At 69.0% G+C, this 21,000-nt stretch carries 21 protein-coding genes; 10 read left to right on the top strand and 11 right to left on the bottom strand.

All coding sequences use genetic code 11. The features are described 5' to 3' along the window. Nucleotides 1–28: 28 nt before the first annotated feature. The 3 genes from MZV50_RS01605 to ahcY form a co-directional block, all read right to left on the bottom strand. A complete protein-coding gene (locus MZV50_RS01605) occupies nt 29–1,156 on the bottom strand; it encodes a serine hydrolase domain-containing protein (protein ID WP_252632688.1) in 1,128 nt (375 codons plus the stop codon). Between the two features lie 3 nt (nt 1,157–1,159). Then, on the bottom strand, nt 1,160–2,008 hold the full coding sequence (locus MZV50_RS01600; RefSeq protein ID WP_252632687.1) for a bifunctional hydroxymethylpyrimidine kinase/phosphomethylpyrimidine kinase: 849 nt from the start codon (nt 2,006–2,008) through the stop codon (nt 1,160–1,162). Nucleotides 2,009–2,121: 113 nt separating this feature from the next. Next, entirely contained in the window at nt 2,122–3,513 is a 1,392-nt protein-coding gene (gene ahcY, locus MZV50_RS01595; RefSeq protein WP_252632686.1) for an adenosylhomocysteinase, read from the bottom strand. Between the two features lie 194 nt (nt 3,514–3,707). On the opposite strand from ahcY, the gene MZV50_RS01590 reads away from it, so the two are divergent. Continuing rightward, the gene (locus tag MZV50_RS01590) at nt 3,708–4,511 is read left to right on the top strand and encodes a hypothetical protein (RefSeq protein WP_252632685.1); all 804 of its coding nucleotides are present in this window, start codon (nt 3,708–3,710) and stop codon (nt 4,509–4,511) included. On the opposite strand, the gene divL is transcribed toward MZV50_RS01590, so the two are convergent. After that, nucleotides 4,508–6,823: a cell cycle protein kinase DivL gene (divL, locus tag MZV50_RS01585; protein ID WP_252632684.1), complete on the bottom strand. Its 2,316-nt coding sequence runs from the start codon at nt 6,821–6,823 to the stop codon at nt 4,508–4,510. The genes MZV50_RS01590 and divL overlap by 4 nt on opposite strands. A gap of 165 nt (nt 6,824–6,988) precedes the next feature. Between divL and MZV50_RS01580 the strand changes: the two genes are divergently transcribed. From MZV50_RS01580 to MZV50_RS01570, 3 genes are read left to right on the top strand one after another with little or no spacing between them, the layout of a single operon-like run. Further along, complete coding sequence (locus MZV50_RS01580) at nt 6,989–7,390, top strand: metallopeptidase family protein (protein WP_252632683.1); 402 nt, start codon at nt 6,989–6,991, stop codon at nt 7,388–7,390. Further along, complete coding sequence (locus tag MZV50_RS01575; protein WP_252632682.1) at nt 7,387–7,800, top strand: SWIM zinc finger family protein; 414 nt, start codon at nt 7,387–7,389, stop codon at nt 7,798–7,800. The genes MZV50_RS01580 and MZV50_RS01575 overlap by 4 nt, the downstream gene beginning before the upstream one ends. Beyond that, nucleotides 7,800–8,297: a GNAT family N-acetyltransferase gene (locus tag MZV50_RS01570; protein ID WP_252632680.1), complete on the top strand. Its 498-nt coding sequence runs from the start codon at nt 7,800–7,802 to the stop codon at nt 8,295–8,297. The genes MZV50_RS01575 and MZV50_RS01570 overlap by 1 nt, the downstream gene beginning before the upstream one ends. Nucleotide 8,298: 1 nt before the next feature. Here the strand turns inward: MZV50_RS01570 and MZV50_RS01565 are convergent, their stop codons facing one another. Continuing rightward, complete coding sequence (locus MZV50_RS01565) at nt 8,299–8,781, bottom strand: GFA family protein (RefSeq protein ID WP_252632678.1); 483 nt, start codon at nt 8,779–8,781, stop codon at nt 8,299–8,301. Nucleotides 8,782–8,897: 116 nt separating this feature from the next. Here MZV50_RS01565 and MZV50_RS01560 point away from each other — a divergent pair, with 116 nt between their 5' ends. After that, nucleotides 8,898–9,521: a class I SAM-dependent methyltransferase gene (locus tag MZV50_RS01560; protein WP_252635152.1), complete on the top strand. Its 624-nt coding sequence runs from the start codon at nt 8,898–8,900 to the stop codon at nt 9,519–9,521. Here the strand turns inward: MZV50_RS01560 and MZV50_RS01555 are convergent. Further along, nucleotides 9,518–10,222: an NAD-dependent deacylase gene (locus MZV50_RS01555; protein WP_436792199.1), complete on the bottom strand. Its 705-nt coding sequence runs from the start codon at nt 10,220–10,222 to the stop codon at nt 9,518–9,520. The genes MZV50_RS01560 and MZV50_RS01555 overlap by 4 nt on opposite strands. Nucleotides 10,223–10,380: 158 nt before the next feature. On the opposite strand from MZV50_RS01555, the gene MZV50_RS01550 reads away from it, so the two are divergent. The 3 genes from MZV50_RS01550 to MZV50_RS01540 are packed head-to-tail and all read left to right on the top strand — an operon-like array spanning nt 10,381 to nt 12,635. Continuing rightward, nucleotides 10,381–11,508 carry a ferritin-like domain-containing protein gene (locus MZV50_RS01550; RefSeq protein ID WP_252632674.1) on the top strand — a complete coding sequence of 376 codons (1,128 nt, stop codon included), beginning with the start codon at nt 10,381–10,383 and terminating at the stop codon, nt 11,506–11,508. A gap of 57 nt (nt 11,509–11,565) precedes the next feature. Next, nucleotides 11,566–12,099 carry a lipocalin family protein gene (locus MZV50_RS01545; protein ID WP_252632673.1) on the top strand — a complete coding sequence of 178 codons (534 nt, stop codon included), beginning with the start codon at nt 11,566–11,568 and terminating at the stop codon, nt 12,097–12,099. Then, nucleotides 12,096–12,635 (top strand): lipocalin family protein, encoded by a 540-nt coding sequence (locus MZV50_RS01540; protein ID WP_252632671.1) that lies wholly within the window; start codon nt 12,096–12,098, stop codon nt 12,633–12,635. The genes MZV50_RS01545 and MZV50_RS01540 overlap by 4 nt, the downstream gene beginning before the upstream one ends. 14 nt (nt 12,636–12,649) lie before the next feature. Here the strand turns inward: MZV50_RS01540 and MZV50_RS01535 are convergent, their stop codons facing one another. Continuing rightward, nucleotides 12,650–13,660: a 2-hydroxyacid dehydrogenase gene (locus MZV50_RS01535; RefSeq protein WP_252632670.1), complete on the bottom strand. Its 1,011-nt coding sequence runs from the start codon at nt 13,658–13,660 to the stop codon at nt 12,650–12,652. Nucleotides 13,661–13,816: 156 nt separating this feature from the next. Here MZV50_RS01535 and mmcB point away from each other — a divergent pair, with 156 nt between their 5' ends. Then, nucleotides 13,817–14,275, top strand: a complete 459-nt coding sequence (gene mmcB, locus MZV50_RS01530; protein WP_252632668.1) for a DNA repair putative endonuclease MmcB — start codon at nt 13,817–13,819, stop codon at nt 14,273–14,275. A 46-nt stretch (nt 14,276–14,321) separates the two neighbouring features. Here the strand turns inward: mmcB and MZV50_RS01525 are convergent, their stop codons facing one another. Both MZV50_RS01525 and recQ read right to left on the bottom strand, forming a co-directional pair. Next, entirely contained in the window at nt 14,322–14,645 is a 324-nt protein-coding gene (locus MZV50_RS01525) for a hypothetical protein (protein ID WP_252632667.1), read from the bottom strand. Nucleotides 14,646–14,693: 48 nt separating this feature from the next. After that, complete coding sequence (gene recQ / locus MZV50_RS01520) at nt 14,694–16,535, bottom strand: DNA helicase RecQ (RefSeq protein ID WP_252632665.1); 1,842 nt, start codon at nt 16,533–16,535, stop codon at nt 14,694–14,696. 253 nt (nt 16,536–16,788) lie between these two features. On the opposite strand from recQ, the gene MZV50_RS01515 reads away from it, so the two are divergent. After that, nucleotides 16,789–18,747 carry a transglycosylase domain-containing protein gene (locus MZV50_RS01515; protein WP_252632664.1) on the top strand — a complete coding sequence of 653 codons (1,959 nt, stop codon included), beginning with the start codon at nt 16,789–16,791 and terminating at the stop codon, nt 18,745–18,747. 37 nt (nt 18,748–18,784) lie between these two features. On the opposite strand, the gene MZV50_RS01510 is transcribed toward MZV50_RS01515, so the two are convergent. After that, on the bottom strand, nt 18,785–19,504 hold the full coding sequence (locus tag MZV50_RS01510; protein ID WP_252632662.1) for a M48 family metallopeptidase: 720 nt from the start codon (nt 19,502–19,504) through the stop codon (nt 18,785–18,787). Nucleotides 19,505–19,651: 147 nt separating this feature from the next. Then, a complete protein-coding gene (locus MZV50_RS01505; protein ID WP_252632661.1) occupies nt 19,652–20,914 on the bottom strand; it encodes a polyhydroxyalkanoate depolymerase in 1,263 nt (420 codons plus the stop codon). Between the last annotated feature and the right edge of the window lie 86 nt (nt 20,915–21,000).

Here is a 21,000-nt window from a genome sequence, read left to right as displayed (position 1 = left end):
GGCCTCAACGATCCCTGAAGCGAGACCTCTAGAGCGACGCGTACGCCGCCTCGATCAGGCGCACAGCGCGCGGGTCGCCGATCAGGGCGACGCCCTGCTTGTTCATCACATAGGCTCCGGACACCCCGCGCGTCGGGTCGGCGAAGGCGCACGACCCACCCCAGCCCGAATGGCCGAACGCCTCGGCCGTCGGGCCGTAAAACAGGTTCGGCTCGTTGCGCATGAAGCCCGCGCCCCAGCTGATCTCATAGGGCAGGACGAGGTCCCGGCCACGGATCCGCTCGGCGCTGGCGGCCTTGATTCCGGCCGGGTTCAGGATCGAGCGGCCCTCCAGGCTTCCGCCGCTGGCCAGGGCGCCCATCAGGCGGGCCAGGGCGGGCGCGGTGGCGTGGCCGTTGGCCGAGGGGATCTCGACCCGACGCCACTCGGCCGCCCCCTTGCCGCCCGGTGAGGACCAGGGCTTGAGGAAGGCGGCGGTGACGGCGGCGTTGATCTCGCCGAACTGCGGCAGGGCCGTCGGGCGCATCAGCTCGGCCACCCGGCCGTGCTCGCTGTCGGGCAGGCCGATCCACAGGTCCAGGCCCAGCGGCCCGGCGATGTCCTCGCGCAGGGCCGTCCCCATGGTCCGGCCGTCGACGCGACGGAAGATCTCGCCGGCGATGTAGCCAAAGGTCACCGGGTGGTAGCCGCTGGCCGAGCCGATCGGAAACAGCGGGGCCATGGCCGCCAGCTTGGCGCAGGTGGCGTCCCAGTCGAACCAGATCGCCGGGTCGGTCTCGTCGGGAAAGCCCGACAGGCCGGCCTGGTGCGACATGGCCTGCTCGACGGTCACCTCACCCTTGCCGTTCTGGGCGAACTCGGGCCAGACGTCGGCGACGGGCTGGTCGTAGGCCAGGCGCCCCTCGTCGACCAGGCGCGCGACCAGCAAGGCCGCCACCGCCTTGGTGGTCGAGAACAGGGCCGTCAGGGTGTCGGGACCGAACGCGACCTCGCGCTTGCGATCGGCGAAGCCGCCCATCAGGTCGACGACGATCTCGCCGTCGAGGGCGAAGGAAAAGCGCGCGCCCAGTTCGCCGTTATTCTCGAAATTGGCCGCGAAGGCGTCGCGGACGCGGGCGAAGCGGTCGGGGCACAGCCCGGTGATGTCGACGGTCATGTCTTAAGCCAAGCGCTCGATGCGGACGGTGGGAGAGGTCTGCTTGATCCGCGCGCCCATGGCCACGATCGGCAGCTCGGGCGCGCTCCACAGCTTGGCGGCGGCGACGGTCTCGGCCACGCCGCCGACGGCCCGCGCCAGGGCGTGCGAGGCCGTCTGCCCCTCGATCAGGGCGGCGGCGTAGAGGGCGGTCAGGAGGTCGCCCGTCCCGTTGGGCGCGCGGTCGGCCTCGGCGTGCAGGGCCAGCCAGGCCTCGTCGGCGTCGGTCAGCACCGCGCCGATCTCGTCGCCGCGTCGGACGGACGAGACCAGGGTGGTCTTGCCCAGCGCCCGCGCGGCGGTCGCGGCCGCCATGGGCTCGTGGGCGTCGGCGCCGGTCAGCCGCTCGAGCTCCCAGGCATTGCAGGCGATGACGTCGGCGCGCGGCGCCAGCTCGGCGACGATCGCTTCGGCGGTCTCGGCGGGCACGTACAGCCCCTTGCCCTCGTCGCCCATGGTGGGATCGACGACGACGGTCGGCGCGGAGGTGAAAGCCTTGCCGCGCGGCGCGGCGCGGACGGCGTCGATCGCTCGGGCAGCGCCATGGACCTGGGCGGCGGTGGCGAAGTAGCCGGTGATCAGCACGTCGACCAGGCCAAGTAGGCCGTTGGCCTGGATCCCGTCCAGCATGCCCTCGAAGGTCTCGATCGGCGTCGCCGCGCCGCCGGGCGCGCCCCAGCCGGGATGGCGGCCGAACAGCACCGTGGGCACGACCATCGCGTCGATCCCGAACGGGGCCAAGGCGGCGGCCTGAGCGGTCGCGCCGACCTGACTGCCGGCGACATGGCTGGAGAGGATCAGGGCTAGCGGCATGCCAAGCGATTAGCCGAGCGAGGCGGACTTGAACAGGGCGCCAGACCCCTGAAACGCAGAAGGGCCCGCCGCATGCGCGACGGGCCCTCCGAACGCTGGCGCGAGCGCGCGCCTTAGTAGCGGTAGTGGTCCGGCTTGAACGGACCGGCTTCCGGCACGCCGATATAGTCGGCCTGGTCCTTGCGCAGCTGGGTCAGCTTCGCGCCCAGCTTTTCCAGGTGCAAGAAGGCGACCTTCTCGTCCAGGTGCTTGGGCAGGGTGTAGACTTGGTTCTCGTACTTGGCCTTGTTGGTCCACAGTTCGATCTGGGCCAGGGTCTGGTTGGTGAACGAGGCCGACATCACGAACGAGGGGTGGCCGGTGGCGTTGCCCAGGTTCACCAGGCGGCCTTCCGACAGCACGATCAGCTTCTTGCCGTCCGGGAATTCCACGTGGTGGACCTGCGGCTTGATCTCGTCCCACTTGAAGTTGCGCAGGCCGGCGATCTGAATTTCGCTGTCGAAGTGGCCGATGTTGCAGACGATGGCGTTGTTTTTCATCTTCCGCATGTCGTCGACGGTGATGACGTCCTTGTTGCCCGTCGCCGTGACGAAGATGTCAGCCTTGTCGGCGACGTCGTTCAGGGTCTGGACTTCATAGCCTTCCATCGCCGCCTGCAGGGCGCAGATCGGGTCAACTTCGGTGACGATCACGCGAGCGCCGCCTTGACGCAGGCTGGCGGCCGAGCCCTTGCCCACATCGCCGTAGCCGCAGACCACCGCGACCTTGCCCGACAGCATGACGTCGGTGCCGCGACGGATCGCGTCGACCAGCGATTCACGGCAGCCATAGAGGTTGTCGAACTTGCTCTTGGTGACGCTGTCGTTGACGTTGATGGCCGGGAACGGCAGCTCGCCCTTCTGGGCCATCTGGTACAGGCGGTGGACGCCCGTGGTGGTCTCTTCCGAGACGCCGGTGACGGCCGAGCGGATGGCCGAATAGAAGCCCGGCTTCTCCGCCAGGTACTTCTTCATCACGGCGTAGAGGGCTTCTTCTTCCTCGTTCTGCGGATTGTTCAGGATCGACGGATCCTTCTCGGCCTTCGGGCCCAGCACGCATAGCAGAGTGGCGTCGCCGCCGTCGTCGAGGATCAGGTTCGGATAGCCGCCGTCATGCCACTCGAAGATCTTGTGGGCGTATTCCCAGTACTCGACCAGGTTCTCGCCCTTGAAGGCGAAGACCGGGATGTTGGCGGCGGCGATGGCGGCCGCGGCGTGATCCTGGGTCGAGAAGATGTTGCACGAGGCCCAGCGGACCTCGGCGCCGAGCGCGACGAGCGTCTCGATCAGCACCGCGGTCTGGATGGTCATGTGCAGGCTGCCGGCGATGCGGGCGCCCTTCAGGATCTGCTTGGGGCCGTACTCGGCGCGCGTGGCCATCAGGCCCGGCATCTCGGTCTCGGCGATGGCGATTTCCTTGCGACCGTAGTCGGCGAGCGAGATGTCCTTGACGATATAGTCGGCCACGTGCGGCTCCTGCGTCGTTGAAGTCGTAGGGGAGTTCTGGGCGAGCTTATACAACCCCGAGCCCTTCCGAGCAATTAACGCATAAAGATATCTTTATGTCCGATGGAGATTGACAGATCGTGCTCTGGCGCGCGCAATGATTGAGTGCGAAGGGGCGCTCAATGTCAGGATATCTTCTCGCCGCAGCCTTGTTCATGGCTGGGACCTCCATGGACGAAGGGCCGGTTCTGGACCAGCAGAGCCTGCGCCAAGCCATGGTCGAGGCCGCCGCCAGCGCCGCCGCGCCATCCCTGACCGGCCGTCGCTTTCGGCTGACGACCCGCTTCGTCGAGGAGAAGCCGCGCAAGTACGGGATCTTCAAGCAATCGGGCCGGTGGCTATACGACAAGCGCACCGGAAGCTTGGTCACCTCGATCGGGTTCGGCGAGATCACCGAACGCAACTTCGGAAGCTTCAAGAACAGCGGCCTACAGGTCCTGCCGCCGCTGCAGTCGTTCTTCTTCGACGTCGAAACCCACAGAGGACAACCGTTGGACGCCGAAGGCCGGCCCATCGGACTGATGGCGCCGTCCGCAGCCATCGGCATGACGCCTGGCCGCGCGCCGCCGCCCAGCATCAGCTACCAGCTGGCGGACTCGACCAAGGCCATCAGCTTTGGCCTCGCCATTCCCTATGAAGAGAACGGCCCCTCGGCGCTGCCGGCGGGCATGGCCCCACTGGAGGTCAGTCAGGCGCGCGGGCGCCGCGACCACGCCGAGCGTTTCGCCCGCGACCTGACGCTGGTGGTCGAGGGCGAAATCACCGATCTGGGCCAGAAGCCGCAGGTGTTTTGCGGCGGCTATCGCGGCGCGCTGACCTTCAAGGAGATCACCGGCTACACGCCGAATTGGATCAAGGACCAGCAGTGCTTCGTCACGGCGCGGATCGACCGGGTGCAGGTCATGCGCGGCGAAACCGTGGTCAGCGCCTGGCCGAAGGCGGCCAAGGCGGCCGACTAGAAGCCCAGCTCCGGCTGCATGGCGCCCGGCTGCTGGGTCTCGGGCAGGTGGCAGGTGAAAGTCGAGCCGGCGCCCGGCTCGCTTTCCAGGGCCACCCAGCCGCCGTGTAGCTCGACCAAAGCCTTGACCAGGGCCAGGCCCAGGCCCGGACCGCCACGATCCCGGCCGACGAAGCGGTCGAAGATGTGGGCCTGGACATGGAACGGCACGCCCCGGCCCGTGTCGGAGACGTCCAGCCGCACCTCGCCCAGGGCGCGACGCGCCTGCAGGGTCACGCGGCCGCCGGGCGGTGTCTGGCGCAGAGCGTTGTCGACCAGGTGGGCCAGGGTCTGGGCCAGGCGCTTGGCGTCGCCCCGGATCAGGCCGACGTCTTCCTCGCACTCGACGGCAAGCGTCACCGCGCCCAGCTGGGCGTCCTTCAAGGCGCGCTCCTGGGCGTTCAGCAGCAGGTCGGCGACGCGGATGTCCTCGATCTCCAGCGCCATCTCGCCGGCGTCGATCTGGGCCATGTCCAGCACGTCGTCGATCGAGCGGGCCAGCTGGGTGGCGGCGGCGCGGACGGCGGCCACGTGGTTGCGGCCACGTTCCGAGATGCCGTCGGCGCGCTCCAGCAGCTCGGAATAGCCGATGATCGTCGTCAGCGGCGTGCGCAGTTCGTACGAGACGTTGCCGACGAAGTCGCGCTTCAGCCGTTCGGCCTCGGCCAGGGCGGCGGAACGGTCGGCCAGGGCGCTTTGCAGGTCGCGGGTGTCGGTGACGTCGGCGAAGGCGATCAGGGTCGCGCCGTCCGGCAGCGGCCGGCTCTGATAGACGACGATGCGGTCGTCCGAGGTGCGCACCTCGCCCGAGGTCGGGGCGCGCATCTGCGGATCGGGATCGGCCACCCGCCCCTTCAGCTCGCGCCAGAAGGCCAGGTCATGCAGGCGCGGCACGCACAGCTCGACCACGCCCTCGAAGTCGCCGGCCGCCTCCAGGGCGAAGGCGCTGACGTTCCAGAAGGTCTCGAAGGCCTCGTTATGCAGCCGCAGGCGGCCGTCGGAGCCGAACACGGCGACGGCGTCGTTCAGCTTATCCAGCGTGGCCTGCTGCACCTGGATCAGGGCGTTGTACTGGGCCTTCAGGCGCAGCTCGCCGGTGATGTCGGAATAGATCAGCAGCATGCCGCCCAGCGGGTGGGGCTGGCGCACGACCTTCAGCGTGCGGCCGTCGGGCAGGTGCCACAAGTCGTCGGCCTGCGGCCCCAGGTCCTCGTAGCGGGTCAGCTCGGCGGCTTTCCAACCGGCGTAGTCGATCGTCTCAGGCAGGCGGCGACGCTGGCGCAGACGGTCCAGCACCTCGCCGTGGGTCGGCCGCTCGGCCAGCCAGGCCGGCTCCAGGCCCCACAGCTCGGCGAAGGCGGTGTTGTGGTAGGACAGACGCCGCGTCTGGCTGAAGATCGCCACCGCCTCGGCGATGTGGTTCAGGGTCTCGTCGTGGGCCTCGACATGCTTCTTGAAGGCGTCGCGGACGTCCTCGATCTCGGTGACGTCGACACAGAACACCCCCACCCCACCGCCTTCCAGCGGCTGGGCCGAGACGCGGAACGCCCGACGGCGGCCCTCCAGGTTGATCCAGCGCAGGGTCTCCCGGCGCTCGCCCGTTTCGGCGGCCTCGATGGCCAGGGCGTCGGCGGCGCGATCGAAGCTCTTGCCGGCCAGGGCCTGGGCCGAGGCGGACGTCGCCCCGACCGCGCGGACGAACGCGTCGTTGGCCCAGGTCGGCTGGCCGTCGGCGGCGGCGGCGATCCAGGCGGGCTCGGCGACGCTGTCGACAAAGGCGGCGAAGCGCGGCGCGGACGGCAGGCCGGCCTCGCCGCCGCTGGCGGGCGCCAGGCGCAGCCAGGCCAGGGCGCCGGCCGAACGGCCCTCGATCGAGATCCAGCCGCCGTTCCCCCGCGCCTCGAAGACGCAGGCCTCGCCGCGCTCGAACAGGGCGGTCAGCTTGTGGGCGTTCTCGGGATCGGTCGCGGCCAGGGCGGCGACCACCGCCTGGGGCTCGGCGGCCACACCCAGCACCTGGGCGCAGGCCGAAAGCCCCTCGGCGCCGGCGGCCAGGCGAGCCTGGCCGTCCTCGACAGCCAGCACGGCGGCGTCGAACGCCTCGACCCAGGCCGGCGCGTCATCCTCGCCGCCGCCTTGCAGGACGAGCCGCGCCTTCAGCGCCGCGATGCGCGCCTCGAAGCGCCGGCGCTGGCCCAGCGACCACAGGGTCACGCAAAGGGCCAAGCAAACCGCGCCGGCCGCCGCCGCGAGGATCAGGTCGTACGAAGTCATCAGGCGCGTCGCTTACCCTGGCGGGTCCCCAGCGGATCGTCGAATCAGAATCCCAGATTAGTCGGGCCATGACCAGAGCGCGATCAAGGGCGGGTGTGACGGTCCGTCGCGATTTCCTTCCCGGCCTGGGTGGCGTCCCGCCCCAATCGCTCTATTTGGGAGGTCATGACCTGGTCCGCCCGCCTAGCCCCCTCGCTCGACGACTTCGCCGTCCTGGCCAAGCAGGCCTTCGACGCCCTGCCCGACGGCTTTCGCAAGCTGTCGGGCGACGTGGTGATCCGGGTCGACGATTTCCCATCCGAGGACGTGCTGGACTCGCTGGGCATCGAGGACGCCTTCGAGCTGACCGGCCTCTACCAGGGCGTGGACCTGGGCCGCCGCTCGGTGCTGGACTACGGGACCGAGCCGTCGCGGGTGTTTCTCTATCGCCGCCCGATCTTGGACGAATGGGCCGAGCGCGGCGACGTCAGCCTCGGCGACCTGATCACCCACGTGCTGGTCCATGAGATCGGCCACCATTTCGGCCTGTCGGACGACGACATCCACCGCATCGAGGACGAGGAATGAGCCAGCTGTTTGACGCCGACGCCTGGAAGGAGCGGATGGACGAGCGCTGGTTCGACACCGGCGTGGCCATGGCCGAGAAGGGCGACGTCGACCTCGTGGCGATCGAGGACGAGAAGGTCACCGCTCACGTCACCGGCAGCGTCGGCGACCTCTATGTCGTGCAGCTATGGGCCCCGGCCGGCGAAGGAACCTGCACCTGCCCCGGCTTCGAGAAGTTCGGCGCCTGCAAGCACCAGGCGGCCGTGGTCACCGCCGCCAACGCCGCCGACCTCTCCAAGGTCCGCGACCGCATGGCCCGCCTACGCGACGGCCTGGCCGTGGACAGCAAGGAAGCCCTGGTCGAGCGCCTGGCAGAACTGGCGCGGCTGCAGCCGGCCGTGCTGGCGGCGCTGGAAGGCGCGCGGGACTGATGGAGACGTTCGCGACCGCCAGGCTGCGGGCCTCCAAGCTCTCCCTGACGGATCGCGATGACCTGGTCGCGCTGCATCTCGACCCCGAGGTCTCGCGCTTCCTGGGCGGCGTTCGTTCGCCCGAAGCCACCGACGCCTATATTGACACTGGCCTGCGCCACTGGGCCGACCACGGCGTCGGCCTGTGGACCCTGCGCGACGAGGACGGCGCCTTCACGGGCCGGGCGGCGCTGCGCTATATCGAGCTGGAAGACACCCGCGAATTCGAGATCGCCTACGCCCTGGCGCGCGACGCCTGGGGCCGAGGCTTGGCGACCGAGATCGCCACGGCGCTGGTCGAGCTCTGGCGGACCCGGTGCGATCCGCCTGAGCTGGTCGGCGTTGTCGTGAAGGGCAATGCCGGATCCGAGACCGTGCTGCGCAAGGCCGGCTTCGCCTATGAACGCGACGCCCGCTTCCACGACGCCGACTGCGGCGTCTTCCGCCTCAAGCGGTAGCTCACAGAAAGTCGTCGATCGCGGCGCGCTTCCGCTTCGGCTTGGGTCGCTCCCACATCACGCCGGGATAGCCCTTCAGCGGAATCAGCTTGCCGCCGGCATAGGCCCAGTCCGGCGCCTGGTCGAGGGACGTGTGATAGCGCGGCTCGCGGCCCGTACGGGTCTCGAAGAGGGCCCGCGGCAGGTTGATCATGGTCGGCGAGCGCTTGCGCTCCATGAACAGCGGCGTGCCGCAGCAGCCGCAGAAGCCGCGCGTGGTCCCCTCGTGCTCGTAGCGGGTGACGGCGTTCTCGCCCGCCAGCCAGCGGAAGCGACTGCGGTAGCTGCCGACATAGGTGACATAGGCGCAGCCCTGGGCGCGACGGGCCTCACCCGAGTGGTCGTGGAACGCCCAGCGGGCCGGGACGCCGATGGCCAGGCGGACCACGCCGCAGGCGCAGGCGCCTTCGGCTTCCTCGGCGGGCGGCTTGAGGGTCTTGGGCATCGAAAGCTCCGGAACGCGTGCGCCCGAATAGACCCCATTGCTGCCAGATCTGTCAGGAGGTCGTCTTGACCGACGCCGCCGGCGAGCGGCCTGCTGTCGGCGGGGAGGAACGCCGCATGGCCACCTGGTACGACCGCCACATCCTGCCGAGGCTGCTGTGCTGCGCCTGCGGCGCGCCGGCCATTCGCGAGCAGCGCGAGAAGATCGTGCCCCTGGCGCGGGGCCGCGTCCTGGAACTGGGGATCGGCGGCGGGCTGAACCTGGCCTTCTACGACCCGAGGACCGCGACCAGCGTGACCGGCGTCGATCCATCCCCCGAACTGCGCGCGATCGCCGAGGCCGCCCCGCGCGCCGAGGGCCTGGCCGTCGAGGTCACCGCCGGCGAGGCCGAACGTCTGCCGTTCGCCGACGCCAGCTTCGACACCGTGCTGTGCACCTTCACCCTGTGCTCGGTGCGCTCGACCGCGGCCGTGCTGGCCGAGGCGCGGCGGGTGCTGAGGCCCGACGGCCGGTTCCTTTTCTGCGAGCACGGCCTGTCGCCCGACGACGGGGTGGTCCGCTGGCAACGGCGCCTGGAGCCGCTCTGGACGCGCCTGGCCGGCGGCTGCCACCTGACCCGGCCGGTCTCGGCGGCGATCGCGGCGGCCGGCTTCACCCTGGACGAGACCCGGCGGTTCTACCTGGACAAGGTCCCGCGCCCGATGGGCTGGTGCGAGCAGGGCGTCGCGCGCCTGGCCTAGAGGCCGTCGAGCACCCGCTCCACCCAGGCCGGCACGGTCTCGCTGGCCGGCCCATAGACCTTCTCGTCGAACACATAGGCGTTCGACGAAGGCTCCAGATTGATCTCGCAGGTCGCGATCCCCATCGCCCGCGCCTCGCTGACAAAGCCGGCCGCCGGATAGACCGAGCCCGAAGTCCCGATGGAGACGAAGAGATCGGCGTCGGCCAGGGCGTCCTCGATCGCGTCCATGAACAGCGGCGTTTCACCGAACCAGACCACGTGCGGACGCGCGCCGCCGTCACGACCGCAGGCCGCGCACACGGCCTCGGCGGTCAGCGCCTGGGTGTCCGGTCGCGTGGCCTGACAGTGATGGCAGCGGGTCACCGCCAACTCGCCATGCATGTGGATCACGCGCTGGGATCCGGCCTTCTCATGCAGGTCGTCGACGTTCTGGGTGCACAGCCACAGCTCGCCGCCGCGCGCGGCCAGTCCGGCCTCCAGCCGCGCCAGAGCGACATGCGCCGCGTTCGGCGCGGCGCCCGCCAGGTTGGCCCGGCGGGCGTTGTAGAAGTCCCGCACCAAGGCCGGATTCCTCGCGAAGCCTTCGGGCGTGGCGACCTCGGACAGGTCGTACTTCGTCCACACCCCGTCCTTGTCGCGAAAGGTGCCCAGGCCGCTCTCGGCCGAAACCCCGGCCCCGGTCAGCACGAAGATCTTCATTCCGTTCACCAACTTAAGCCGCGCCGCAAACCTGACGCCTCCGTCATTTTTAATTTGACCGGCGTCAAGAGTTGAGTTGACAGTGTTTAGATCGCCGAGAGCCCGCGCAAGACGGATCCGGTCGGATGGACGGGCCACGGCCGACAGGGAGCGCCGACATGACCGACAAGAACATCACCAAGGACGCCATGTACGACGCGGTCGCGCCGGACGATTTCGAGTCGATGCTCGAACTCGACCGCTACGGCAACCGCTCCAGCGCCTTCGACAAGATCATCTCGGCCACCCACGACCACTTCTGGGACCCGTTGGACAAGGCCTATATCGATTTCGACGAGCCGTTCGACATGGAAAACCAGGCCCTGGTTCCCGAGGATCTGGTGATCGCCCTGTCGACCGACTACGTCTCCAACCACCTGTCCGACCCCAAGCAGCGCATCCGCTTCATCAACCAGTCGGTGCTGCGCAGCTTCTCGTCGATCCTGCACGGCGAGCAAGGCGCGCTGAACCTGTCGGCCAGCCTGTGCCATGTGCTGAAGGACCAGGGCGCCCAGGAATACGCCGCCAACCAGACCCGGGAAGAGGCCCGTCACGTCACGGCCTTCGCCAAGTACATCAAGGCCCGCTGGGGCAGGCCCGTCGAGTGCGGCCCGGCCCTGAAGACCCTGCTGGTCGAGATCATCGGCGCGCCCGAGGTCTACAAGAAGATCATCGGCATGCAGATGCTGGTGGAAGGCCTGGCCATGGGCGCCTTCGCCACCTTCTTCACCAAGATCCACGATCCGGTCGGCAAGAAGCTGCTGCAGCTGGTGATGACCGACGAGGCCTTCCACCACAAGTTCGGGAAGATCTGGGCCGACCGCACGGTGCCCAAGCTGTCGGCCGAGGAACACGCCATCATCGAGGACTGGGCCGCGCACTGCTTCCAGACCCTGCTGTTCAACCTTGTCTCGCCGCACCAGCAGCTGGATCTCTACGCCGAGTTCGGCCTGGATCCGGACAAGGTGGTCGAGGAGTACGGGAAGATCATGACCGACGACCTGCGTCGGGAGACCATGAAGGAGCAGACCAACATCTTCCGGGTGCTGGTCAAGACCCTGCTCAACGCCGGCATCATCACCGACCGCACCAAGGCGTTCTACGCCATGTATGTCGACCTCGAGGAGCTGAAGAGCGAGGGCGACAGGATGGTCGGCGACGACATCGCAGAGGAAGGCATCCGCCACCTGCAGGCCATCAACTTCAAGAACCGCCCCGTCAACGGCGTCAGCATCGCGGCCGAGTAGTTCGGAACTTCACCTCGAGCCATCGCGTTTGGGCGGACCTGGGACAAAGGTCCGCCCATGCTTTCTTCGAAGACCCTGCTTGGCGCCGTGGCGGCTTGCGCACTGACGAGCAGCATCGCCCTGGCGGCGGCCCAGCCGCCGGCCAAGGCCGTCGCGCCCGACTTCTATTCGGGCCGCTGGTACGAGATCGCCCGCACGCCCAACTTCGGTCAACGCGACTGCGAGGCGCCGACCACCGACTTCACCGCCCAAGGGACCAGCTTCAAGGTCCGTCAGGTCTGCCATCGCGGCTCGCCGCTGGGCCTGGAGAAGGTCTTCACGACCACAGGCAAGATCATTCCGGGCAGCCAGAACACCCGCTTCACCATGAGCTTTCTGGGCGGGCTCAAGAAGCAGGAATATTGGGTGCTCGATCGCGCCGCCGACGGGTCGTGGGCGATCATGGGCACGCCGGGCGGCAACTATGTCTGGCTGATCTCCCGCGTCGCCGACATGCCGACCTCGACCAAGGCCGTCGCCCTCGAGCGGGTGAAGACACTGGGTTACGCCAAGCTGGAATTTCCCCACCATCCGCCAGGAGCCGGCGCGTGAAACCTTCTCTCCTCCTCGCCGCCGCCGTGGGCGCGCTCGGCCTGTCGGCCTGCGTCGCCGGCCCGGTGGGCAATCGCAATCCGCCGCAGCCAGCTAAGACCGTCGACCTCGATCGCTATGTCGGACGCTGGTACGAGGTCGCCCGCTACGACATGCGGTTCGAGAAGGGCTGCGAAGGCGTCACCGCCGACTACGCCAAGCGTCCGGACGGCTTGATCCGCGTGCTCAACACCTGCCACCAGGGCGCGGTGGACGGCCCGGTCAAAACCAGCGAGGGCAAGGCCAAGGTCGTCGACACGGCCACCAACGCCAAGCTGAAGGTCAGCTTCTTCGGACCGTTCTGGGGCGACTACTGGGTGCTGGACCACGCCGACGACTACAGCTGGTCGATCGTCGGCGAGGGCTCGGGCCGCTATCTGTGGCTGCTGTCGCGCAAGCTCCCGACCGAGGCCGATCGCGCGGCGCTGACGGCGCGAGCCAAGGCGCTGGGTTATGACGTGGGCATGCTGCGCCCGACCAAGCAGCCGACGCCGTAGGCCCCAGCCCTTGATCATCCCTTCACCACCGCCGCCACGACCCGGTTCACGGGTTCGCGGCCGGCCTCGACCTCGGCCAGGCTGGCCAGGGTCGTCCTGGCGATGGCGCCCAGGGCCTCTTCCGTCAGGAAGGCCTGGTGGCCGGTGATCAGCACGTTGGGAAAGGTCAGCAGGCGCTGGAAGACGTCGTCCTGGATGATCTCGTTGGACAGGTCCTCGAAGAACAGGTCGGCCTCCTGCTCGTAGACGTCCAGCGCCACGCCGCCGACCTTGCGTGACTTCAGCCCTTCGATCAGGGCGTTGGTGTCGATCAGCGCGCCACGGCTGGTGTTGACGATCAGGACGCCGGGCCGGGCGTCGGCGATCGCCCGGGCGTCGATCAGGTGACGGGTGGCGGGCGTCAGCGGGCAATGCAGCGAGATCAGATCGGCCTCGCGCAGCAGCGTCTCCACGGGGACGTAGCGGACGCCGGCCGCGACCAGGTCGGGATCCTGGAAAACGTCGCTGGCCAGGACCTCGCAGCCAAAGCCGATGCGCAGCATGCGCGCGACCAGGGCGCCGATGCGTCCCGTGCCGACCACCCCGGCGACACGCCCCGACAGGTTGCGCCCGATCAGCCCGTCCAGCGCGAAGTTGTTCTCGCGGACCCGGCTCCACGCCCTCGGAATGTTGCGATCGACGGCCAGGATCAGGCCCAGGGTGAACTCGGCCACCGCCTCGGGCGAATAGGCCGGCACGCGCACGACCGTGACGCCCAGTGTCTCGGCGGCGGTTAGGTCGACATTGTTGTAGCCGGCGCAGCGCAGGGCGACCGTCCGGACCCCCACGGCCGCGAGGGCGTCCAGCGTGGCGGCGTCCAGCCGGTCGTTGACGAACACGCAGACGGCGGGATAGCCGCTGGCCAGCCGCGCCGTCGCCGCGTCCAGGCGCGCGTCGAAATAGTCGAGCTCATGCCCGAACTCGCTATTGGCCGCCTCCAGGAAGCGGCGGTCATAGGCCTTGGCCGAAAAGACGGCGACGCGCATCCTGCCTCCAGTGTCCGTCCATCGCGGCGATCATTCCGTCGACCGCGGTCCTTGAACAGAGCCCCTTGAACAGAGGCCGGCGCGACCACGCAACTCCGTAGATGACCTTGTCGCAAGGCGCTTGCCCCACGAACAAAGCTGGAACATGATCGCGCCGTGGACGTGATCATCGAACTCCAACCCTCCCGCCCCGAGACGACCCTGACGGTGACGCGCGGGGCCGCGCGGCTGCTCGTCGACCTGGGCTATGCGCCGCTGGCCGAGGTGACCCTGCCGAACGGGCGGCGCGCCGACCTGATGGCGCTGGGTCCAAAAGGCGACGTGCTGATCGTCGAGGTGAAATCGGGATTGGAGGACTTCCGGGTCGACCGAAAGTGGGGCGAGTACGCCCCCTATTGCGACGCCTTCTATTTCGCCGTCGCGCCCAGCTTTCCGGACGGAATCCTGCCGGACGAGCCGGGGCTGGTCGTCGCCGACGGATTCGGCGGCGCGGTCGTGCGCGAAGCGCCGGTCACCCTCCTGGCGCCGGCGCGTCGCAAGGCCCTGACGCTGGCGTTCGCCCGCCTCGCGGCCTTGCGGGCCGCGGGCGTGAACGCCGAACGGCTGGCGCTCTGATCCGCCTCTGCTCCCCCTTTTGGGGGAGGAGAGGTTGGATCCAGCCCTAGTCGAGGTTCCGCGCGATCAGGAACCCCACGCCCAGGCCGATGGCGAAGGCGCCCAGGGCCACGCCCATCGGGTGGTCCTCGGCGACGTGGTGGGCCACCTGGGCCTTGTCGCGAGTCCAGGCGGCGCCGACCTTGGCCTTCTCACTGGCGAAGGTGCGGGTCTGCTGGGCCACTTCGGTGGCGGTCTCGCGGGCCGACTTCACGGCCTTGCTGACCGCTTCCTTGGCCTGCTTGGTCTTTTCGGCGGTCGTCTTCTTCGCGCCGTCCAGCGCCGCGGCGGCGGACGAAGTGTCGGGGGTGAAGCTGCTGATGTCCGTCATGGGGGGAGGCTCCTCGGCTTGACCCCGTACCAACACATCGAGAGCGGTTTAGTTCTCTCGCACGACCTTCAAAACCGCCTCGCCGTAGCGATCCAGCTTGCCCTGGCCCACCCCGCCGGCCTTGCCGAGGGCCGCCAGGCTGCCGGGCCGGGCGGCGGCGATCTCGGCCAGGGTGGCGTCGTGGAAGATGACATAAGGCGGCACGTGCTGGGCCTGCGCCTGCTCCTTGCGCCACGATCGTAGCGCTTCGAACAGCACCTGGTCCTCGGCCGGAATGGTCAGGGCCTTGCCCTCGCGGCGCTTGCGCGCGCCCGAGGCGCGGCCGCTCTCGGGCGCCTCGGCCATCTGGCGCAGGGCGACCCGCCGCTCGCCGCGATAGACCTGGCGCACGCCCTCGACATCGCCCAGGCCGATCAGCGGCCGGCCGTCATTGGGGTCCTCGCGCAGCAGCCCCTCGAAGATCAGGGTGTCGAACAGGTCGCGCCAGACGGGCTGGCTGAACTCGCGACCGATGCCGAAGGTCGGCAGCTGGGCCTCCTGCGGCGTGACGTCCTTGGTCTTGCCCAGCAGGTGCTCGATGATCCGTCCGCGCCCGAAGCGCCCGCCCATGCGGTGGACGGCCGACAGGGCCTTCTGGGCGGCCTCGGTGGCGTCGATGCCGGTCGGCGGCGAGACGCAGACGTCGCAAACCCCGCAGCGGGCCACGCCCTCCTCGCCGAAATAGCGGCGGACAGCGGCGGCGCGGCAGGTGACGCCTTCCAGCATGGAATAGAACTGGCGCAGCTTGCGCGACTGGACCTGCTTGACCTCGTCGGGCGCCTCGCGGGTCTCGATCCGGCGGCCGGCCCAGGCCATGTCGGCCGAACCGTAGAGCGTGATGCCCTCGGCCGGCTGGCCGTCGCGCCCGGCGCGGCCGACCTCCTGCCAGTAGGCCTCGATGGCGGCCGGCGGATCGGCGTGGATCACGAAGCGGACGTCGGGCTTGTCCACGCCCATGCCGAACGCGATCGTCGCCACCATCACCGCCGCGTCGGCTTCGAGGAAGTCCTCCAGCCGGCGGGCGCGGACGGCCTTGTCCAGGCCGGCATGGTAGGCCAGCGCGGGCACGCCCTCGGCGCTCAGCTTCTCGGCCAGCTTCTCGGTGCTGTCGCGGCTGCCGGCATAGACGACGCCGGCCCGGCCGGGGCGCTCCAGAACCAGCTCGACCACCCGGTCGTGGCCCTTGCCGCGCTTGCGTTCGGCCGACAGGGCCAGTTCGGGGCGGGCGAAGCTGTCGACGAACTCGGCCGCGCCCTGCAGGCGCAGTTCGGCGCGGATGTCGTCGCGAGTCCGGGCGTCGGCGGTGGCGGTCACCGCCAGGCGCGGGACATCGGGGAAGAGCTCGGCCAGTCGCCCCAGCATTCGGTACTCGGGCCGGAAGTCGTGGCCCCACTGGCTGACGCAGTGGGCCTCGTCGACGGCGATCAGGGCCAGCGGCGTGCGGCCCAGGCGGTCCAGCATCCACGGCTGCATCAGGCCCTCGGGCGAGAGGTACAGCATGTCGACCTCGCCGGCGTCGATGCGCCGCCAGATGTCCGAGCGCTCGTCCATCGAGATATTGCTGTCCAGCCGCTCGGCCGCCACGCCCGCCTGGCGCAGGCCCTGGACCTGGTCGGCCATCAGCGCGATCAGCGGCGAGATCACCAGGCCCACCCCCGGCCGGATCAGCGACGGGATCTGGTAGCACAGCGACTTGCCGCCGCCGGTCGGCAGCACGGCCATGGCGCTGTGGCCGGCCAGGATCTCGTTGATCACCCCGGCCTGCATGCCCCGAAAGTCGGCATGGCCGAACGTGCGCCGCAGGACGTCGCGGGCGTGGTCGAGGGCGGGGGATTCGGGAGGAACGTACACGGCCGCCCTTTTGGCAGCCTCGGACGGCTTGGCCAAGTGTTGGCGGGCCAAGGGCGTCATGGTCGTTCGTCGCTCCTCGGGGCTCAATTATAGGTAGCAATATGACGTGAGGGAACCTTCGCCACAAGGGCGCCTTAAGGATCGTTCACGTCTCGTCAATCTTGTCGCGCGTTGTGTGGGCTTCAGCTAAACGAGACGCGCGGGCGCGAGCCCTCGCGCGTTTCTTCGCGCCGTATCTTGGAACAGGACGACCATGGCGAACGGACCCTTCGGCGGGAACAAGGCGGCCAGGCCGCAGCGCACCCCGCTTCAGGCCCTTGTCTACTGGGGGACCGTGCTGGGCGTCTGGGGGCTGATCTTCGTGGTCGCCTTCTTCGCCGTGTTCGCCAGCGACCTGCCCGACACGTCCAAGCTCTACGACGTCAAGCGCCAGCCCTCGATCAACTATCTGGACCGCTCGGGCGCCCTGCTCGCGGTGCGCGGCAGCCAGTACGCGCCGCCGGTCGACATCGACGCCCTGCCCAAGTACGTGCCTGCCGCCTTCGTGGCGATCGAGGACCGCCAGTTCTACCACCACTTCGGCTTCAACCCCTGGGGCATCGCCCGCTCGCTGGTGTGGAACGCCACCCATGACGGCGGCCCCCAGCGCGGCGGCTCGACCATCACCCAGCAGCTGGCCCGCAACCTGTTCCTGAGCCCGGCCCAGAACTATCGCCGCAAGGCCCAGGAGCTGATCCTGGCCGTCTGGCTGGAGATGAAGTTCTCCAAGAAGCAGATCCTGGCCCTCTATATGAACCGGGTCTATTTCGGGGCCGGCGCCTACGGCATCGAGGCCGCCTCCCAGCGCTATTTCAACAAGCCCGCCAAGGACCTGTCGATCGGCGAGGCCGCCCTGCTGGCCGGCATGATGAAGGGCCCGGCCCGCTATTCGCCTGTCTCGGCCAAGGAGCGCGCCGCCCGCCGCGCCACCATCGTCCTGGACGAGATGGTCCGCATCAAGGCCATCACCCCCGAACAGCGCGACCAGGCCTTCAGCACCCCCGTGCAGGTCTCGGCCACCCTGGCCAACCAGCGCGCCCAATATTTCACCGACTATATCGACGCCCAGGTCCGCTCGCTGGTCGGCGAACCGACCGAGGATCTGGTGGTCGAGACCACCCTGGACCTGCCGATCCAGGTTTCGGCCGAGCGCGCCGTGAAGCTGGGCGTCGAGGGGCACGAAGCCCAGGGCGTGCAGCAGGCGGCCCTGGTGGCCATCGACGGCGAAGGCCGCATCCGCGCCTATGTCGGCGGCGCCGACTACGCCGACAGCCAGTTCGACCGCGCCACCACCGCCCGCCGCCAGGCCGGCTCGGCCTTCAAGCCGTTCGTCTACCTGACCGCCATGGAGCAGGGCCGCACGCCCGCCGTCGTGGTCGTCGACGAGCCGATCAAGATCGGCAACTGGGAGCCGAAGAACTACACCAACAAGTACCTGGGGCCGATGACCCTGCAGACGGCCCTGGCCCAGTCGATCAACACGGTCGCCGCCCGCCTGGCCAACGAGGTGGGCACCAGCAACGTCGCCAACACCGCCCACCGCCTGGGCATCACCAGCAAGATCCAGCTGGACCCGTCGATGGCCCTGGGCGCGGTCGAGGTCAGCCCCCTGGAGATGGCCCAGGCCTACGCCCCGTTCTCGAACGGCGGCTTCCTGGCCAAGGGCTATGGCATCGAGCGCATTCGCACCGCCAGCGGCAAGGTCCTCTACGACCACAGCGTCGACAAGCAGCCCCGCTCGGCGGTCATCGGCTCGCCGGCCCTGCAGTACATGAACCAGATGATGCGGACGGTCGTGGCCTCGGGCACCGGGACCCGCGCGAGGGTCGACGGCTACGATATCGCCGGCAAGACCGGCACGACCAGCGACTACAAGGACGCCTGGTTCGTCGGCTATACCGGCGGCTTCGTCACCGCCGTCTGGACCGGCAAGGATGACAACACGGCGATGAAGCGGGTCAGCGGCGCCGGCGCTCCGGCGGAGATCTGGCATACCTTCATGGCCGCCGCCCTGCCGCGCCTGAAGGCCGCCCCCATCCCTGGCGGCTTTGTCGAGCCGCCGCCGTCAACCGACCCCATCGGCGATCTGATCGATCCCTCGGCCGCGCCGGCCGGCCAGGCCGCGGAGACTCCCGCGGGCGCGCCGCCGCCGGCGGATCAGCTGCCTTATTAATCTGCATCTCCGCCCCTCGAAGGGGAGCAGAGCCTCACTAAGCCCCGATCGCGTGCAGTTCCGCCGCGTGGGCGCGGAGCCAGGCGCGGTGGGGCGCGGGATTTCCCGCCAGCTGCTCGCACAGCGCCCAGAATCTCGGGCCATGATTGGCCTCGATCAGATGGGCGCATTCGTGGGCGGCGACATAGTCGGCCACCGCCGCCGGGGCCAGGATCAGCCGCCAGCTGTAGCGGATCGCCGCCGGCGCCCGGGGCGTCGCGGGACGGCACGAGCCCCAACGGGCCTTGGGGTCGGCGACCGCCACCGACGGCATCGGGCGGCCCAGGGCCGCGGCGTGGATGGCGGTGCGCTCGGTCAGCACGGCCAAGGCCTCGCGCTTGGCCAGGCGGATGACTTTCAGGCCCCAATTGGCGTCGTCGGGCGCGACGATGCGACCGTCCTCGAGCCGGGCGCCGCCGGGGCCGACCTCCAGACGATAGGGCCGATCGTTCAGACGCAGGATCCCGCCGGGGGCCAGGCTCATCCGCTCGGGCAAGGCCGCCAGCTGCTTGGCGATCCAGCCGGACTTCTCCTGGGCGAAGGCCACGGCCTCGTTCAGGCGCTTGGGATTGGGGGCCAGGGCGACGATCTCGGACTTGGCGCGGTCGACGCGCAGCGAGATCCGTCGGGCCCGGCCGTCCACCCGCAGGCGGACGGGCCAGCCGCCGATCTCCAGTCGATCACCGTCAGAAAAGCGTTGGGCCGAGCGCGCGAACATCTAGCTCTAAGATCGGGTGCGTTGAGGTTCACCGCAAGCGCGGAGGAGCCGCCCTCGTCCTTCGACAGGCTTAGGATGAGGGCTACTTTGAGCCGCTTCAGTAGAAAACCTCACCCTGAGCTCGTCGCAGGGCGGGGTTTCGGTCCCTCAGGCCTCTTCCCCGAAATTCGGGTCGCACTTGAGGATGAACGATCGCACGCGTGGATAGATCTCCTCGCGGAACCGACGACCGTTGAACACGCCGTAGTGGCCGACGCCCGGCTGCACATAGTCCAGCTTCAGATCCTCGGGGAGGCTGGAGCACAGGCCGTGGGCGGCCTGGGTCTGGCCGATGCCGGAAATGTCGTCGTTCTCGCCCTCAACCGTCATCAGGCCGATGTCGGTGATCGCCTCGGGCTTCACCCGCGCGCCGCGATGCATCAGCTCGCCCTTGGGCAGCAGGTACTGCTGGAAGACGATGTCGATGGTCTGGAGGTAGAATTCCTCGGTCAGGTCCAGGACCGACAGGTACTCGTCGTAGAACTCCAGGTGCTTGTCGGCGCTGTCGCCGTCGCCTTTCACCAGGTCGTTGAAGTAGCGGCGGTGGGCCTCCTGGTGGCGCTCGGCGTTCATGCTCATGAAGCTGGCCAGCTGGACAAAGCCCGGATAGACGCGCCGGCCCGCGCCCGCATAGGGCGGCGGCACGGTGTAGATCATGTTCGACTGGAACCAGGTGAACGGCTTTTCCTCGGCCAGCTGGTTGGTCACCGTCGGTGACAGGCGCGCGTCGATCGGCGAGCCCATGAAGGTCATGCTGGCCGGACGCGAGGGGTGGTTCTGCTCGGCCATCAGGGCGGCGGCGGCCAGGACCGGCGGGCCGGGCTGGCAGACGGCCACGACATTGGGGCGCGGGCCCAGCACGGCCAGCATCTGGATGATGTGGTCGATATAGTCGTGGAAGTCGAAGCGACCCTCCAGGACCGAGACCTCGCGGGCGTTGATCCAGTCGACGATGAACACGGCGTGGTCGGGCAGGAAGGCCTCGACCGTGCCGCGCAGCAGGGTGGCGTAGTGGCCCGACAGCGGCGCGACGATCAGCACGGCGGGGTCCAGCGAGAACTTGCCGGCCCGGCGCATGTCGGCCATGTCGCGATCGAACTGGATCAGGCGCGCCCAGGGGCTTTCCCAGACCACGGTCGGGCGGACGCGGACGTCGACCTGGCCGACCTTGACCGTGTCGATGTTCCACTTCGGCTTGCCATAGCGCCGGGTGACGTTGGCGAACAGGTCCGCGCCGGCGTGCATGCGCCGGCCCAGGGCCGAGTCATGGGCCGGGTTCAACGGCGATCCCCAGAAGTCCCGGGCCGCCAGCGCCGCGAGGCGCATCGGGGTGGAGGCGTAGTAAGCCGCCTCGTGCAGGGCGTAGAGCATGGCGCATCCGCTATGTTGCAATGCAACATAGCACGCCCAAGCCTAATAGAGTCTACCCTTTCGAGACTTTTTGCGTCGCGTCATGG

This window comes from Caulobacter segnis (assembly GCF_023935105.1).
Lineage (GTDB): Bacteria > Pseudomonadota > Alphaproteobacteria > Caulobacterales > Caulobacteraceae > Caulobacter > Caulobacter segnis_B.
The sequence above is the reverse complement of the archived record's forward strand: the minus strand, read 5'-3'. Positions and strand labels throughout refer to the sequence as shown.

Excerpts from the sequence above, each read along its gene's own strand:
- MZV50_RS01605 (WP_252632688.1), bottom strand. The coding sequence starts at position 1,156 with ATGACCGTCGACATCACCGGGCTGTGCCCCGACCGCTTCGCCCGCGTC.
- MZV50_RS01600 (WP_252632687.1), bottom strand. The coding sequence starts at position 2,008 with ATGCCGCTAGCCCTGATCCTCTCCAGCCATGTCGCCGGCAGTCAGGTC.
- MZV50_RS01590 (WP_252632685.1), top strand. The coding sequence starts at position 3,708 with ATGGCTGGGACCTCCATGGACGAAGGGCCGGTTCTGGACCAGCAGAGC.
- divL (WP_252632684.1), bottom strand. The coding sequence starts at position 6,823 with ATGACTTCGTACGACCTGATCCTCGCGGCGGCGGCCGGCGCGGTTTGC.
- MZV50_RS01580 (WP_252632683.1), top strand. The coding sequence starts at position 6,989 with ATGACCTGGTCCGCCCGCCTAGCCCCCTCGCTCGACGACTTCGCCGTC.
- MZV50_RS01575 (WP_252632682.1), top strand. The coding sequence starts at position 7,387 with ATGAGCCAGCTGTTTGACGCCGACGCCTGGAAGGAGCGGATGGACGAG.
- MZV50_RS01570 (WP_252632680.1), top strand. The coding sequence starts at position 7,800 with ATGGAGACGTTCGCGACCGCCAGGCTGCGGGCCTCCAAGCTCTCCCTG.
- MZV50_RS01565 (WP_252632678.1), bottom strand. The coding sequence starts at position 8,781 with ATGCCCAAGACCCTCAAGCCGCCCGCCGAGGAAGCCGAAGGCGCCTGC.
- MZV50_RS01560 (WP_252635152.1), top strand. The coding sequence starts at position 8,898 with ATGGCCACCTGGTACGACCGCCACATCCTGCCGAGGCTGCTGTGCTGC.
- MZV50_RS01555 (WP_436792199.1), bottom strand. The coding sequence starts at position 10,222 with ATGAAGATCTTCGTGCTGACCGGGGCCGGGGTTTCGGCCGAGAGCGGC.
- MZV50_RS01550 (WP_252632674.1), top strand. The coding sequence starts at position 10,381 with ATGACCGACAAGAACATCACCAAGGACGCCATGTACGACGCGGTCGCG.
- MZV50_RS01545 (WP_252632673.1), top strand. The coding sequence starts at position 11,566 with ATGCTTTCTTCGAAGACCCTGCTTGGCGCCGTGGCGGCTTGCGCACTG.
- MZV50_RS01535 (WP_252632670.1), bottom strand. The coding sequence starts at position 13,660 with ATGCGCGTCGCCGTCTTTTCGGCCAAGGCCTATGACCGCCGCTTCCTG.
- MZV50_RS01525 (WP_252632667.1), bottom strand. The coding sequence starts at position 14,645 with ATGACGGACATCAGCAGCTTCACCCCCGACACTTCGTCCGCCGCCGCG.
- MZV50_RS01515 (WP_252632664.1), top strand. The coding sequence starts at position 16,789 with ATGGCGAACGGACCCTTCGGCGGGAACAAGGCGGCCAGGCCGCAGCGC.
- MZV50_RS01510 (WP_252632662.1), bottom strand. The coding sequence starts at position 19,504 with ATGTTCGCGCGCTCGGCCCAACGCTTTTCTGACGGTGATCGACTGGAG.
- MZV50_RS01505 (WP_252632661.1), bottom strand. The coding sequence starts at position 20,914 with ATGCTCTACGCCCTGCACGAGGCGGCTTACTACGCCTCCACCCCGATG.